The following is a 15,260-nucleotide window of genomic DNA, read 5'->3' on the forward strand; positions in this document are numbered from 1 at the left end:
CCGCGGTGGCGGCGTTCCACGAACTCGCGAACGGGAGGGACCAGTGAGTGCACGCTCGCTCGTCGTTCCCGGGCGTGACGAAGGCGCCAGCCCGAAAGACGGCGAGAACTTTCGTGAAATCTTCGTGCGGAACGTCTAGTCTCATTCCATGCGATACTCGGTCCTCCTTTCCGCACTCGCACTGACGCTCACTTTCGCCCTTCCCGCGTCGGCCCAGACCGCCGAGCCGGTCGAGCTGCGCGTGCTCGCGATCAACGACTTCCACGGCAATCTGCGCCCACCACCGGGCGGCATTCGCATCGACGATCCCGAGGACAGAACCAGGAAGGTGATGGTGGCCGCTGGTGGCGCCGAATACCTGGCAACGCTGGTCAAGCAGCTGCGCGAAGGGCACAGGAACACCATATTCGTTGCCGCCGGCGATCTGATCGGCGCGAGCCCGTTCCTGTCGGCGATGTTCCACGACGAGCCCTCGATCGAGTCGCTCTCGATGATGGGCCTCGCGATCAGCTCGGTCGGCAATCACGAATTCGATGAGGGCAAGACCGAGCTTCTGCGCATGCAGAACGGCGGTTGCCATCCGGTCGACGGCTGCCAGGGACCGCATCCATTCACAGGCGCCAAGTTCCGGTACCTCGCTGCCTCCACCATCGAGACCTCTACCGGCAAGAGTGTGCTGCCTCCCTACGAGATCCGGGAATTCGACGGCATACCCATCGCCTTCATCGGGCTGACCTTGAAGGAAACGGCGGGCATCGTCTCTCCAGCCGGCATTGCCGGGCTCGAATTCCGCGACGAGGCCGAGACGGTGAACGCGCTGGTACCGCAGCTGAAGGCGCGGGGCGTCGAGGCGATCGTGGTGCTGATCCACCAGGGCGGCGAGCCCGCAGGCGACTACAATGAATGTCCTGCGATTACCGGGCCGATCGTCGAGATCGTGAAGAGGTTCGATCGTGCCGTCGACGTCGTCGTCAGCGGCCACACCCACCAAGCCTACGTCTGCGACATCGACGGGCGGCTCGTCACCAGCGGCGACAAATACGGTACCCTGGTCACCGCGATCGACCTGAAGCTCGATCCGGCCACGCGCGACATCGTCGGGACGAAGGCCGAGAATGTCATCGTCGCCAATGCCTCGCTGGCCCGGGATCCCGAGCAGACCGCATTGATCGACGCCTACGACAGGCTCTCCGCGCCGATCGCGAACCGGCCGGCCGGCTCAGTGACGCAGACGCTGTCACGCGTGCCGAACGACGCCGGCGAAAGCGCGCTTGGTGGTATCATTGCCGACGCGCAATTGGCGGCGACGCGCGATACGAAGGATGGCGGCGCTGTCATCGCGCTCACCAATCCCGGCGGCGTCCGCACCGACATCGCTCCGAAGGAAAATGGCGCGATAACGTTCGGCGATGTCTTCGCCAGCCAGCCGTTCCGCAATCGCCTTGTCACCATGACGCTGACGGGCAGCCAGCTCAAGGACCTGCTTGAGCAGCAATGGCTCGATCCCAAGCGGCCGCGGATCCTCCAGGTGTCGAACGGCTTCAGCTATACCTGGGATGCATCGAAGCCATTCGGGCAGCGCGTCATCTCGGAGAAGATGACGCTCAACGGCAGGCCGATCGAACCTGGAAGCGACTACCGCGTCACGCTCAACGATTACCTCGCAGTCGGCGGAGACGGGTTTACCGTCGCCAAACAGGGTACGGCACCGCGATATGGCGGCTACGACGCGGACGCGCTGTTCGCGTTTTTCCGGGCGAACGGGCCGATCGGTCCGCTGCCGCCCACCCGCATCCTGCGCGTGAATTGATCTCGATCAAACACGCAGCCCTTTGCCATTCCTGGCCAAGCGCCTAGATTGGGTTTTGCATTGCGTTTTGGCGCCGGATGCGTCAACGACGTCGATAGCCCGCATCCCATGAGGCCGACCTGATGAGCACGCTTCTCCTTTCCCACAAGGCCTGCCTCGACCATGTCACGCCGCCGGGACACCCTGAGAGGCCGGATCGCCTGCGCGCGGTGGAGGAAGCACTGTCGCATGAGCGCTTTCAGTTCCTGGCGCGCGAGGAGGCGCCGGAGGGCGATCTCGATCTCGTCACGCTCTGCCACAACGAGCATTACGTTACCGAGCTGCGCCATATCGCGCCGACCAGCGGGCAGGTCTATATCGACGGCGACACCTCGATGTCAGCCGGCACCTGGGAAGCGGTGATGCGCGGCGTCGGCGGCGCGGTGGCGGCAACCGAGGCCGTGATGGCGGGCGAGCATCGCAACGCCTTCGTTGCGGTGCGCCCGCCCGGCCATCACGCCGAGATCAGCAAGCCGATGGGCTTCTGCTTCTTCGACAATGTCGCCATCGCCGCGCGCCACGCCCAGCGCAAATACGGCATCAAGCGCGCCGCCATCGTCGATTTCGACGTGCATCACGGCAACGGCACGCAGGATATCTTCTGGTCCGACCCGACCGTGATGTATTGCTCGACGCACCAGATGCCGCTGTTTCCGGGCACCGGCGCGACGAGCGAGCGCGGCGATCACGACACCATCGTCAATGCGCCTCTGGCCTCCGAGGATGGCGGCCCGGAATTCCGCTCAGCGTTCGAGAATCTGATCTTGCCGCAGCTCCAGAAATTCAGCCCGGAGCTTCTGATCATCTCCGCTGGCTTCGATGCGCATTACCGCGATCCCCTGGCTTCGCTGAACCTGCGCGCGGAAGACTATGCGTGGGTGACTCGCAAACTGATGGATCTCGCCGACAAGACCGCCGGCGGCCGCGTTGTTTCGGTCCTCGAGGGCGGCTATGACCTGCAAGGACTGAAAGAATCTGTTACGGCGCATGTCGGCGCCCTGATGGGCGCTTGACGCACCCGCCACATTACGCCCGCAAAACTCTGTTTTCTCTCCGAGGAAACGAATCGGGCATCGGAAACGGATATGGCCGAAAACACCCAAGTTGACGTCTCCAGGCTGACCTTCGAGCGCGCGATCGAGGAACTCGAGACGATCGTGAAGCGGCTCGAGGACGGCAAGGTGCCGCTGGAGGAATCCGTTACGATTTACGAGCGCGGCGAGGCCCTGAAGCGGCGCTGCGAGGAATTGCTGCGGCAGGCCGAAGCGCGTGTCGACAAGATCACCACGGACGCCAGCGGCCAGGCCACCGGCACGGCGCCGCTCGACGTCCAATAGATCAGCCGGATCTCCAACCCACCCCTCTGGCGTCGTAAGCCCCGCGGGAGCCCCACAGGCCGGGCCCCAGCAGCCCTTTCTACATCCACGCTATTCCTGGCGTGCCGGTTCCATGCCGGCGAAGGGACGCCCTCCCGTACGCGATCGACCGCCGAGGCTGGCAGGATCGCATTTTGGGCAGAAAGGGCCTGCCAAGGAACCGAGCAGCAGCGGAACGTCTCACCGGGGGCCACGGTTAACCACTCTGGCCCGCCGGTTGCACCTGCATACCCCTAGTCGGTCCGGCGGGTTGGCTTTGGCCCAAGGTTTGGTGTAAAGCTGCGCGGAGTGTGGCTTTTTGCAAGCCTTGCGTGGGCACCGATTGCCGACGGCAAGCGCTTCAAACTGCTAATGAAATTGGCTTGGGACGGACGAAGCCGATCTAGGTGACAGGGATCACAGAGACTGAACCGGAGCGCACTTAAGCTTACCTAAGCTTGAAGAGGGGCCTCGCCCCATGCAGGTGGCTCCGACGGTTTGAGGACTCGCGCTGCGCCGATATTGTGCAAACCCATCGCGCACCGGAATGACTTTCCGGGGCTGACAAATTGGAAATCGCCGTGAACGCATACAGCAAGACGCCGCTTCTCGACACCATCCGGACGCCGGAAGACCTGCGCAAGCTCAAGGTCGAGCAGATTCGCCAGGTCGCCGACGAGCTGCGGCAGGAGACCATCGACGCCGTCTCGGTGACCGGCGGTCACTTCGGCGCCGGTCTCGGCGTGGTCGAGCTCACCACCGCGATCCATTACGTCTTCGACACGCCGCGCGACCGGCTGATCTGGGACGTCGGCCACCAGGCCTATCCGCACAAGATCCTCACCGGCCGGCGCGACCGCATCCGCACGCTGCGCACCGGCGGTGGCCTGTCCGGCTTCACCAAGCGCAGCGAGAGCGACTACGATCCGTTCGGCGCGGCACATTCCTCGACCTCGATCTCCGCCGGCCTCGGCATGGCCGTAGCGCGCGACCTCTCCGGCGGCAAGAACAACGTTATCGCCGTGATCGGTGACGGCGCGATGTCGGCGGGCATGGCTTACGAGGCCATGAACAACGCCGGTGCGATGAACTCGCGCCTGATCGTCATCCTCAACGACAACGACATGTCGATCGCGCCGCCGGTCGGCGCCATGAGCGCCTATCTGTCGCGCCTCTACTCCGGCAAGACCTATCGCACGCTGCGCGATGCGGCCAAGCAGATCAACAAGCGCCTGCCCAAGATCATCGCCAACCGCGCCAACCGCGTCGAGGAATATTCCCGCGGCTTCATGATGGACGGCGGCACGCTGTTCGAGGAGCTCGGCTTCTATTATGTGGGCCCGATCGACGGTCACAATCTCGACCATCTTCTGCCCGTGCTGAAGAACGTCCGCGACATGGAGACCGGCCCGATCCTGGTCCACGTCGTGACGCAGAAGGGCAAGGGCTACGGTCCGGCCGAAGCCTCCGCCGACAAGTACCACGCTGTCGTCAAGTTCGACGTCGCCACCGGCACGCAAGCCAAGGCCAAGCCGAATGCGCCGGCGTACCAGAACGTGTTCGGCCAAAGCCTCGTCAAGGAAGCGCAGAAGGACGACAAGATCGTCGCCATCACGGCCGCGATGCCGTCGGGCACCGGCGTCGACATCTTCAACAAGGCCTTCCCCGATCGCACCTTCGACGTCGGCATCGCCGAGCAGCACGCAGTGACGTTTGCCGCCGGTCTTGCTACCGAAGGCTACAAGCCGTTCTGCGCCATCTACTCGACCTTCCTGCAGCGCGGCTACGACCAAATCGTGCACGACGTCGCGATCCAGAGTCTGCCCGTCCGCTTCGCCATCGACCGCGCCGGCCTCGTCGGCGCCGACGGCGCGACCCATGCCGGCTCGTTCGACAACGCCTATCTCGGCTGCCTGCCGAACATGGTGATCATGGCGGCGGCCGACGAGGCCGAGCTCGTGCACATGGTGGCGACCCAGGTTGCGATCGACGATCGCCCGAGCTCGCTGCGCTATCCGCGCGGCGAGGGCCGCGGCGTCGAGATGCCCGACGTCGGCGTGCCGCTCGAGATCGGCAAAGGCCGCATGATCCGTCAGGGCAGCAAGATCGCCCTGCTCTCCTTCGGCACGCGTCTCGCCGAATGCGAGAAGGCGGCCGACGAGCTTGCCGCCCACGGCCTGTCCACCTCGATTGCGGACGCGCGTTTCATGAAGCCGCTCGACACCGAGCTGGTGCTCAAGCTCGCCCGGGACCACGAGATCCTGATCACGATCGAGGAAGGCTCGATCGGCGGCTTCGGCTCGCATGTCGCGCAGTACCTGACCGATCAGGGTGTGCTCGACACCGGCATGGTCAAGTTCCGCTCGATGGTGCTGCCCGACGTGTTCCAGGACCACGATACCCCGGCCGCGATGTACGCCCGCGCCGGCCTCGACGCCAAGGGCATCGTCGCCAAGGTGTTCGAAGCGCTCGGCAAGGACGTGAAGACCGAGACGGTCAAGCTGGCCTGATCGTCGTGCTGGCACTGAGCTCCACCTCTCCCGTAGGGAGAGGTTTGGCACCGCTGGCATGGTGACAACGCTATGCCGCCTCGATCATTGCTTCCATGAACATCTATCTGGCAGGCCCCGACGTGTTCCTGCCGGATGCGATCGAGATCGGCCGGCAGAAGGCCGCGATCTGCGCTGCGCATGGTCTCACCGGCCTCTATCCGCTCGACAATGCGATCGACCTCACCGCGAGCGATGCATCGCGGCAGATCTTTCGCGGAAACGTCGCCATGATGGACGCGGCAGACGCCATCATCGCCAATCTCACGCCGTTTCGTGGGCCGGGCGCCGATCCCGGCACCGTCTACGAGCTCGGCTATATGGCGGGCACGGGTAAGTTCTGCCTCGCCTATTCCAACGAGGACGCGGCGTATGCCGACCGGGCCGGCCGCTTCACGGACGTCACCGCCGAGGATGGACGGCTGGTAGACGCGCAGGGGTTGACCGTCGAGGATTTCGGCCTCGTGGACAATCTCATGATGATCCATGCGCTGGAACTGCATGGCTGCCCGCTGGTGACGCCGTCCAAGCGGCCCGTCGACATCTGGCACGATCTTGCCGCCTTCGAGGCTTGCGTCCGGATGGCGGCCGCGCGATTGATCGCTACATAAGCGCCAGCCCCTCTTGAGTGACCCGATGCCCCCTGCCCGCAAGCGCGCGGATATATTGCTGGTCGAGCGCGGCCTGTTCGAGAGCCGGGCACGAGCGCGCGCGGCGATCGAGGCCGGCCTCGTCATTGCGGACGACAAGCAGGTTTCGAAACCGTCGGAGACGATCGCCGAGGATGCGGTGATCCAGGCCGAGCCGGCGCACCCTTTCGTCTCCCGCGGTGGCGTCAAGCTCGCCGGTGCGCTGGAGCGCTATCCGATCGAGATCGAGGACCACGTCTGCCTCGACGTCGGCGCCTCTACCGGCGGCTTCACCGAGGTGCTGCTGGCGAACGGCGCCAGCCTGGTATTCGCGATCGACGTCGGCACCAGCCAACTGCATCCCTCGCTGCGCGATCATCCCAAGATCGTGTCGATGGAGGAGACCGACATCCGGTCCTACGAAGGCAAACGCCTGCCGGCGCGGCCCGATGTCGTCGTCATCGACGTCAGCTTCATCTCGCTCAAGACGGTGCTGCCGGTGGCCTTGTCATTGGCGGCTGCGCCCATGAACCTGCTGGCGCTGATCAAGCCGCAATTCGAGGCCGACCGGAAACACAACAAGAAGGGCATCATCCGCGACACCGCCGTTCACCGGGAGATCTGCGACGACATCGCGGCCTTTGCCGCGTCGCTCGGCTGCACCGACATCGAGGTGTTCCCCTCGCCGATCACGGGCGGCGACGGCAATATCGAATTCTTCCTCGGGGCCCGCCGTGGTTGAGCGCGTCAGGATCGATCACGTCGGGCATCGCGGCGACGGCGTCTGCCTCGATGCCGGAGAAGCGATCTATGTGCCCTACACGCTCGGCGGCGAGACAGTCGAGGTCGATCACGTCTTGGGCCATCATCCCGACCGCCGCAAGCTGCTCGCGGTGGATGTCGCAAGCCCTGAACGGATCGAGCCGTTCTGTCCGCATTTCGGCGTCTGTGGCGGCTGCGCCATCCAGCATTGGGCGACTGAGCCGTATCGCGCCTGGAAACGCAAAATCGTGGTGGAGACGCTGGCGCAGGCCGGCATTGATTGCGAAGTCGCGTCACTGATCGATGCTCATGGTGCCGGGCGCAGGCGTATCACGCTGCACGGCCGCTTCGGCACGCATGACATCCTCAAGGTCGGGTTCTCCGCCACGAGCTCGCACGAAGTCATCCCGATTCATCGTTGCCCCATCCTCGATCCCGCCCTCGACGGCGCGCTCGACGCGGCCTGGGCGTTGGCTGAGCCGCTGACGTCCAAGATGCCCGTGACGAAGCCGCTCGACATTCAGGTCACCGCCACCGCCAACGGCCTCGACGTCGACGTGCGCGGCTCCGGCCCGCTGCCGACGCCGCTGGTCACCACCCTCTCGCGCGTCGCCGAGCAACACCGGCTGGCGCGACTGACGCGGCACGGCGAGCTGGTGCTGCAACGCCTGCCGCCGACGGTGACGATGGGCCGTGCGGAAGTGACGCTCCCGCCGGGCTCGTTTCTGCAGGCGACGGTAGCGGGCGAAGAGGCGCTTGCAGCGCTCGTGGCGGAGCGCATCGGCAAGGCCAAGGAGGTTCTCGATCTCTTCTGCGGCGTCGGCCCGTTTGCTCTGCGGCTCGCGGAGAAGGCGCGCGTAACCGCCTATGACAGCGACGCTGGCGCCATCGCAGCGCTCGTGAAAGCCGCGCGCACACCCGGGTTGAAACCGATCAAAGCGGAGCCGCGCGATCTATTCCGCCGCCCCTTGGTGCCGCAGGAGCTGTGCGACTTCGACGCCGTGGTGTTCGACCCGCCGCGCCAGGGCGCCCAAGCGCAGGCGCTGAAGCTCGCCGCGAGCAAGGTGCCCGTCGTGGTCGCGGTGTCCTGCAACGTCGCGACCTTCTCCCGCGATGCGCGGCTGCTGATCGACGGTGGCTATCGGCTGAAATCCGTGGTGCCGGTCGATCAGTTCCGGCACACACCGCATGTGGAGCTGGTGGCGAAATTCGAACGGTAGTCGCGCGGGCTGACGTCCCTGCGTCAGAACGCGATCCGCAATCCGCCACGGCCGGAATAGGCGACGCTCGAATCCGACAGCTTGAGATATTCACCGGCGACGAACAGGCTGGCCGGTCCCAACGTGACATCGAGGCCAGCGCCGCCGAACAGACCCCAGACGTCGTTCGCGCCGGGAAGCACGAACGGCAGAGACTGCCCGAGCAGGGTCAAGTTGACGGTCGGATCTCCCAGCCGCTGGAGGCCGACCACGCCAGTTCGCAGACTGCCGTTCAGCCAGGCTGCCCGTTCGATGCGCGTGGTGGCGGAGAGCTTCAACTCGCCGCGCTCCTCCAGTCCGGACAGAGTATAACCTCCGACGGTGGCATTCGCCGTTACTCCGCTCTCGCTGAACCCGCCAAGACGGCCGGCGAGATAACGCACGCGGCCGACAGGCGTCAGCGTCCAGACCGTCCCTCCGGTCCGGCCCAGGCCGATGCGATGCCCAAGGGCGAGTTCTGGGATGGCGTAGGTTCCGGAATTGCTCGCCGTCGCGGTCTCGATGCCGCCGGCAACGAGGTTGTTGGAGATGAGGCGGGAGCCGCGCTGGTCGACGTGGCCGAGCTGCAGCATCATGTCGAGAAAGGTCGCACCGAAGGTACCGCGCGCGAACGCTCCGCCGAACACGATGTCGGCATTCGTGGTCGCGAGGTTGAAGTCCTCGCTGGTCTGCATCGCGCCGCCTCCAATGAACGCACCCACACGCAGATTGGAATTGGCCTGCCAATCGCCACCGATCAGCCCGCCCTGGAAGCGGCTGGTACTGTGCAGCAGCGCCCCACTCGCCGGTTGATCACGTTCCCCGGCAAATCCGCGTGCCCAAACGCTTGTGCCGTCGGCATAGACCGCCGTCGGCCCTTGCGGCGTGATCGCAGCGAAAGCCTCGCGAACATCGCGCTTCGGCCCGGACGGCGCGGCATGGACGAGTGAGTCACTGGTGGGAGAAGCATCCGCATCCGGCAACGCGGAGGACACCGCCGAGATGAAGGCGAGCAGATTACGGTCCGTGGCCCCGAACGGCGTGGAGTCGAACGTGACGACCTGCGAACCGCTCACGACGTAGGGTGCCGCCGAGCTCACGGTTGCCCCTGCAAGCGAATTGAAGGTGTAGTGGAAGTTGCCGCCCCGGAAATTCACCCTGTCCGCGCCACCCCCGAGGTCGATCAGGCCGATAATGCGGGATCCCGGCCGCGAGGTCAGCGTGTCGGTCGAGGCGCCGAGCGACAACGCAAGACTCGCGGTGTCGGCGGCCGCGATCACGCCGGCATTGGTGATGTCGGCGGAGCTGGCGTAGATCGTTGAGGCGCCCGAGGCCTTCACCGAGATCGTGCCGCCGTTGAATAGCGCGAGCTGGTTCGACGTGATGGCGATCACCTCTCCCGTGATCGTGCCGGAATTGTTGATCCTTGTGTTTCCGGAGTCGATTGCGACCGAATTCGACAGGATCGAACCACTGTTCTCGATCACAGCATTGCTGATCGCAAGTGCCGCGAAGCCGCCGAAGATCGTGCCGCTGTTCGATAGCCTGACAGTCCCGAACGATTCGATGCCGTAGCTGCCGCCAGAGATCGATCCGCTGTTGGTGATGTCCCCTGCACCGGTCAGCCTGATCGCGCGGCCTGCACTTCCGGTGATCGTCCCCGAATTGGCGAGGGTTGCGGTGGATGCTTTGATGCCGTCCGAACTGCCGCGGATAAGCCCGGAACTGGTCAGCGTCAGGCTTCCAGCCAAATCGATCGCCGGACCTGCGCTCGCCACGATGGCGCCTGAATTGCCGATCGTCGCCGTCGTGCCGTGTATAGCGGCCGTAACGCCGCTGACGAGACCTGAATTGACGAGACTGGACAGCGTCACGACGTCGATCGCTGTCGCCGTCGCGGAGGTGATGGATCCGGCATTGCTGATCTCCGCGAGCGGAGCAGTGATGGCGGCCGTGTGCCCGTTAATCGCCCCTGTCGCCGTATTGACGAGCGATAAGCGAACTGCCACGTCGATGCTCGTATCTCCGACCCCGTTGATCACTCCGGCATTCGAGATCGCGGCGCCGTCGGCGAAGATTCCGAAGAAGCCGGTGACTGTCCCGAAATTGTCCAGAGTCAGATTGCCGCCGGCGGTCGTGATTCCGATGCCAGTGCCCGCAATGCTGCCGCGGTTGGTCACGGTCGCCGTGCCGGCGTCGATGCCAATGCTGCCCGCGAGCGTGCCCTCGTTGACCACCGTTCCGGCGTTGAGCCCCGCAGCTGAGCCCCCACTGGTCACGGTGCCGCGATTGATCAGGCTGCCGGTATTGAATGCGACCCCGCCTGACAGCGATGCGCCATCGTCAACGGTCACGTTGAGGTTGGAGAAACCGAAACCGCCATAACCGCCAGCCGTTACGCCGGTACAGAGCGCCGAGATGCCGTTTCCCGCAGCGGGCGTACAGGCTGCCTTTGCCGGGCCGCAGGCAATGATCGCCATGCAGGTGCCAGCGATAGCCGACAAGAGAAGTCGAGAGATCGCAGAACCTGTGGTCGACGCCATGAGCGTTGAGCATCCGCCAATTGGACGCGCTCTCAGATCAGGAGCGCTGCAATGCTTCCTACGGCGCGGCGGGAACCGCTGCAATCAGCGGGGATGCTCGGGTTATGCGCCTGCGTTCCGATTGTGGCTGATCCGCCACACTCATGCGGCGAATAGGCGCATCATTCACAAGCAAGAGCCGGCAGAGCACTGCGAGCGTCGCACGGGTACGTGATCTGCAAGCTATAATGTTCGGATGACCGTCAGCAGTTTGCACCGACGACGATTCATCACCGCCGCGCTTGGGCTCTCCGCGGCCGGCACCGGCACCTCTGCAGCCGCTGCAGCGAGCACCTATGACGAGGCGGCGAAAACGTCACGTGCTCCGCTGCAATCGACGCCGAGGGATCGCGAACTGGTGCGCTTTGCCACGCTCGCGGCCAACAGCCACAATACCCAGCCGTGGACCTTCTCGATTCGCGGCAACGTCATCGCGATCGCCCCCGACTTCAAGCGCCGCTGTCCGGCCGTCGATCCGGACGATCATCACCTCTTCGTCAGCCTCGGCTGTGCCGCCGAAAACCTCATCCTCGCTGCATCAACGCTTGGCTGGCACGCCGATCTCGCCCTCGACGGCGACCGCATCGTGATCACGCTCGAGGAGGCCTCGCCGGCAGCATCGACGCTGGCCGCCGCGATTCCGATCAGACAATGCACGCGCGCTGCATTCGACGGCAAGCCGGCCGCACCGGAGACATTGCGCCGGCTCGAGGGCGCTTGTCGCGAATCGAACGTCACGGCGATCCTGATGACCGACCGCGCCGCGATAGCCGGGGTCACCGATTACGTGCTCCAAGGCAATTCGGCGCAGATGCGCGACAAGGCCTTCATGCGCGAGCTCGTGCACTGGATCCGCTTCAACGAGGCGGAGGCGCTCGCGACGATGGACGGGCTGTATGCGCCCGCCTCAGGCAACCCCTCCCTGCCTTCATGGCTGGCGCGGCCGCTGCTGAATCTCTTCTTCACCGAGAGCGGCGAAAACAAGAAGTACCGCGAACAGCTCGAGAGCTCTGCGGGCGTCGTCGTGCTCGCTGCAGACGGAAGCGACAGATCGCATTGGATCGCGGTCGGCCGTGCCTGTCAGCGCTTCGGTCTGCAGGCGACCGCGCTGGGACTCAAGTATGCCTTCATCAACCAGCCGGTCGAGGTCGCGTCGTTGCGGTCGCAATTTGCGGTTTCACTCGGACTCGGCGAACGGCGCCCCTATATCGTGATGCGCTTCGGAACCGGCCCGGATCTGCCGAAATCGCTGCGGCGTCCGCCGGAGCGCGTGATGCAATCCTAGCGCCGCAACCCGCCCAGCGCCGGAGACTCGCCGGGCAACATCGAGGAGTTGATGTCGCTGTCCATGCGTCCCGATTGCTGCTGGGTATAGCCGACGCCGAACGAGAGGCTGAGATTGGAGGTCGGGTTGAACTCGACGCCCGCAAATCCACCGTAGCCGGGCGCGGCGCTGGAGGTGAGTGGCGCCAGTGAGCTGCCAATGCCGTTGCCGAATTTCAGTGTGTTGAATCCAGCGAAGAATGTGACGGGCATGCCGCCAGCCGTCTTCGTGTTGTAGCCGAACTGCGTGCTGTCATAGGACAGCGCACTGAAGCTTCCCGCAGAACCGGCCTGATTGAAGCCGCTCAAGCCAAGATTGCCGCGCTCGCTGCCGACGAAGAAACCGTCGGCATAGTTGGTACGCCAACCCGCCTCGCCGGTATTGAAGCTCGAAAAATTCCCGTAGGTATCGGAACTCTGGCTGGCGCCTCCGCCGAGGCCGAAAGGCCCGCCTGGGATCCAATATCTCAGCGGCGCAACCTGTGCATCAGCCGATGACCCGTTCAGGCAAAGCAATGCCAGCAGAGCGGCAAGGCCACATTGATTGGCGAAGTTGAACATTCAAGCTACCGTCGGAACTCCTGGCGATTATACCCTTGGAAGATCGCCAACGCCAGCGGAGCGACCTCGCCGATCGCGCCTTACGGACACCTGCACCGATATCCCCCGATCCCTTGCTCCGCCGGCTGACTTCCGCTCTCGCCGAAGTCCCGCGCGTTCAGGCCATCGCACTCCGGTGCTAGCGTGCGCGGTACCGCACGTCCGTCCGCTCGCGATCCCACGTTTGATCGAGCGTTCCAATCAAATCTGGCAACTCGTCGGGACGGCGATTTCATGCAGGCCTGCACCATCCTGCGGCAGGTCGATCAAGAATTGAAGGCGCTGACGCAGCCCCGCAGGACACCGCCGTGAACGGCTATGCCGTCTTGTCGACTGAAGAGGACGAATCTGCCGGCGGGTATTTGGTCACTGGTACCATGAAGGATTTGGTGCCGACCTGATAGATGACCTTGCCGTTCTGTCCGTCGTCGGTCGCGATCTGTGTCTGCCCGAACATGATGACGTTCTTGTAGACGTAGCCAGTGCCCTGGCGGGTGACGCCGTCCGTGGTGACGCTGACCTGCGCCTCCTTGCCGTTGACGGCGAGCACCTTGAAGCTCGCGCTCTTGCCGTTGTCGCTGGAATAGCCGCCCCAGCTTCCCATGAGACGGCTGTCGGACGCCGGCGGCGCCTGCTTCTCGAGATTCGCGGTCTGCTTGCCAACGCCGCCCACCGAGAACAGCAGCACCATGTTCTTACCGTCCTTGGTGCCGACGGTGACGCCGCCGAAGGTGATAAGCGTACCCTTGACCTCGCCGAAGCCGCGCTCGGTGCGGCCGTTGTGGGTGTACTCGACCTGCGCCCGGGCTCCACGGATGTTCACGACCTTGAAGCTGACGGGCTGGTTGTTGCCCACCCAATTGCCCTTCCAGTCGCCGACCAGAGCACTCTGGCGATACATCCGCTCGTTGGCGGGCGAGATCTGGTTGGTGCTCGACGTGACGATGGACACTGGTCCGCTCGGAGGTAGGCTGGTTACGGGGATCATCCGATTAGGGTCATGCATCGGTTAACGAGCAGTTAAATCCGACTGCATGCCGGTAAGGCAAAAGGTGTCAGTGTGGTCTTACCGCCCCCACCGATCGGACCAGATCTTCTCCCCGATCAGGCAGTTGACGCGCGGCTCCTTGTCGGCAACCCGCATTACGGGCCGCTCCGGCGTGCGGCCGGCGACCTCCATCAGCAGCTTGGTGCGGATCGCTTCCTTGAATTTGTCGCGCTCCTTGATCGTGATGACGAAGGAGCCAGGCCCTCCGATGACGCAGTCCTCGTAGTAGAAATCGAGATTGTCGATATCCATGGTCGAATAGGACGGCTCCTTGACCATGATCGGCAGACCGTTGATGACGATGCCCTTCTCCAGCGCGGCATCGCGCGCAACCGTGACCGGACCGCCATTGTTGTTGGGGCCGTCACCGGAAATGTCGATGACGCGGCGCAAGCCCCGATAGGGGTCCTCATCAAACAGCGGCATCGCGAAGTTGATCGCGCCCGATATCGATGTGCGCGAAGCGCGCCGGATCGGCGTCTTCATGATCTCGGCGGCCACTGCATCCGCCGTCTCCGGTCCGTCGACCAGCCGCCAGGGAATGATGATCTTCTGGTCGCTGGAGGCGGCCCACTCGAAATAGGTCACCGCGATCCGGCCGTTCGGCCCCAACTTCAGCGCCTGCAGGAACTCCTTCGACTGAATTGCCTGCGCATAGCCCTCGCGCTGCATCGCGAGTTCGTCCATGTCCATGGAGTAGGACACGTCAACCGCGAGGATCAGTTCGACGTCGACCTGCACGTCCTTGTCGGCTGCGAGTCGCTGCGGATGATTCCTGGGCGCTCCAAACTTGGGTCCCGGTGCCGCGATGCCCGCGACGTCCCCTCCGGCAAACATGCCGGCCACCAGCACAGCCCCGATCGAGAACAGCAAACGCATCGCAGTCTCCCGTCGTACGACGCGATGGTGACATGCAAACGCCTTGCCGCAAAGGCCGAAGATCGGTTGTGCTTCACATTCGAGTTAAGAGTTCGCGGGTCGAGAAGTCTCAAGATGAAAACTTGCGAGCTCGGCGCAAAGCTGCCGTCGTCTTGCCGCGGTCGCGCCGCAGGAACCCCGCAGGCCACCTCGCGCCCTTGGGCTCGAATGCGAGCGACCGGACACGACGAGTCGCGGGACAGAGCGCCCGGCCCACTTGTCCGGCACGATTTCCATGCTAGGGTTGCTCACACAGATGGGGATGGAGTCCCCCGACAACCGCCCGGCGGTCGATGACCTCGTGGGCTGATGACTCCTGCTTGAGGAGAGGCAATCTGCGGCCTCTGCCTTGGGCGGGAGCATGGACACACCCGCCGATGGCGGGTTTTTTGTTGCCTGGTGACGAA

General features: G+C 64.4%; 12 protein-coding genes and 1 riboswitch. Of the genes, 8 read left to right on the forward strand and 4 right to left on the reverse strand.

What is annotated here, in order from left to right:
• Positions 1-148: 148 nt before the first annotated feature.
• The 7 genes from ASG57_RS05205 to ASG57_RS05235 all read left to right on the forward strand — a co-directional run bounded on the left by ASG57_RS05205 (position 149) and on the right by ASG57_RS05235 (position 8,364).
• Positions 149-1,810, forward strand: coding sequence for a bifunctional metallophosphatase/5'-nucleotidase (locus tag ASG57_RS05205; RefSeq protein WP_057195799.1), 1,662 nt, complete (start codon positions 149-151; stop codon positions 1,808-1,810).
• A gap of 122 nt (positions 1,811-1,932) precedes the next feature.
• Positions 1,933-2,862, forward strand: a complete 930-nt coding sequence (locus ASG57_RS05210; protein ID WP_057195800.1) for a histone deacetylase family protein — start codon at positions 1,933-1,935, stop codon at positions 2,860-2,862.
• Positions 2,863-2,934: 72 nt separating this feature from the next.
• Complete coding sequence (locus tag ASG57_RS05215; RefSeq protein ID WP_008132970.1) at positions 2,935-3,186, forward strand: exodeoxyribonuclease VII small subunit; 252 nt, start codon at positions 2,935-2,937, stop codon at positions 3,184-3,186.
• Between the two features lie 599 nt (positions 3,187-3,785).
• A complete protein-coding gene (dxs, locus tag ASG57_RS05220) occupies positions 3,786-5,714 on the forward strand; it encodes a 1-deoxy-D-xylulose-5-phosphate synthase (RefSeq protein WP_024340268.1) in 1,929 nt (642 codons plus the stop codon).
• A 95-nt stretch (positions 5,715-5,809) separates the two neighbouring features.
• Positions 5,810-6,364: a nucleoside 2-deoxyribosyltransferase gene (locus ASG57_RS05225; RefSeq protein WP_057195801.1), complete on the forward strand. Its 555-nt coding sequence runs from the start codon at positions 5,810-5,812 to the stop codon at positions 6,362-6,364.
• Between the two features lie 25 nt (positions 6,365-6,389).
• Entirely contained in the window at positions 6,390-7,124 is a 735-nt protein-coding gene (locus tag ASG57_RS05230; RefSeq protein ID WP_024340270.1) for a TlyA family RNA methyltransferase, read from the forward strand.
• On the forward strand, positions 7,117-8,364 hold the full coding sequence (locus ASG57_RS05235; protein ID WP_057195802.1) for a class I SAM-dependent RNA methyltransferase: 1,248 nt from the start codon (positions 7,117-7,119) through the stop codon (positions 8,362-8,364). Before ASG57_RS05230 ends, ASG57_RS05235 begins: the two co-directional genes overlap by 8 nt.
• A 23-nt stretch (positions 8,365-8,387) precedes the next feature.
• On the opposite strand, the gene ASG57_RS05240 is transcribed toward ASG57_RS05235, so the two are convergent.
• The gene (locus tag ASG57_RS05240; protein WP_057195803.1) at positions 8,388-10,862 is read right to left on the reverse strand and encodes an autotransporter outer membrane beta-barrel domain-containing protein; all 2,475 of its coding nucleotides are present in this window, start codon (positions 10,860-10,862) and stop codon (positions 8,388-8,390) included.
• Between the two features lie 298 nt (positions 10,863-11,160).
• On the opposite strand from ASG57_RS05240, the gene ASG57_RS05245 reads away from it, so the two are divergent.
• A complete protein-coding gene (locus ASG57_RS05245) occupies positions 11,161-12,249 on the forward strand; it encodes an Acg family FMN-binding oxidoreductase (protein ID WP_156402578.1) in 1,089 nt (362 codons plus the stop codon).
• Here ASG57_RS05245 and ASG57_RS05250 read toward each other — a convergent pair.
• The 3 genes from ASG57_RS05250 to ASG57_RS05260 all read right to left on the reverse strand — a co-directional run bounded on the left by ASG57_RS05250 (position 12,246) and on the right by ASG57_RS05260 (position 14,814).
• Positions 12,246-12,848, reverse strand: coding sequence for a hypothetical protein (locus tag ASG57_RS05250; RefSeq protein WP_057195804.1), 603 nt, complete (start codon positions 12,846-12,848; stop codon positions 12,246-12,248). The genes ASG57_RS05245 and ASG57_RS05250 overlap by 4 nt on opposite strands.
• A 355-nt stretch (positions 12,849-13,203) precedes the next feature.
• On the reverse strand, positions 13,204-13,839 hold the full coding sequence (locus ASG57_RS05255) for a hypothetical protein (RefSeq protein WP_057195805.1): 636 nt from the start codon (positions 13,837-13,839) through the stop codon (positions 13,204-13,206).
• A 114-nt stretch (positions 13,840-13,953) separates the two neighbouring features.
• Complete coding sequence (locus ASG57_RS05260) at positions 13,954-14,814, reverse strand: DUF1194 domain-containing protein (protein WP_024340276.1); 861 nt, start codon at positions 14,812-14,814, stop codon at positions 13,954-13,956.
• A 288-nt stretch (positions 14,815-15,102) separates the two neighbouring features.
• Positions 15,103-15,179: riboswitch (Fluoride riboswitch) on the forward strand.
• Positions 15,180-15,260 lie beyond the last annotated feature (81 nt).

The sequence above is a fragment of the Bradyrhizobium sp. Leaf396 genome, from assembly GCF_001424605.1.
Taxonomy (GTDB): Bacteria; Pseudomonadota; Alphaproteobacteria; order Rhizobiales; family Xanthobacteraceae; genus Bradyrhizobium; species Bradyrhizobium japonicum_C.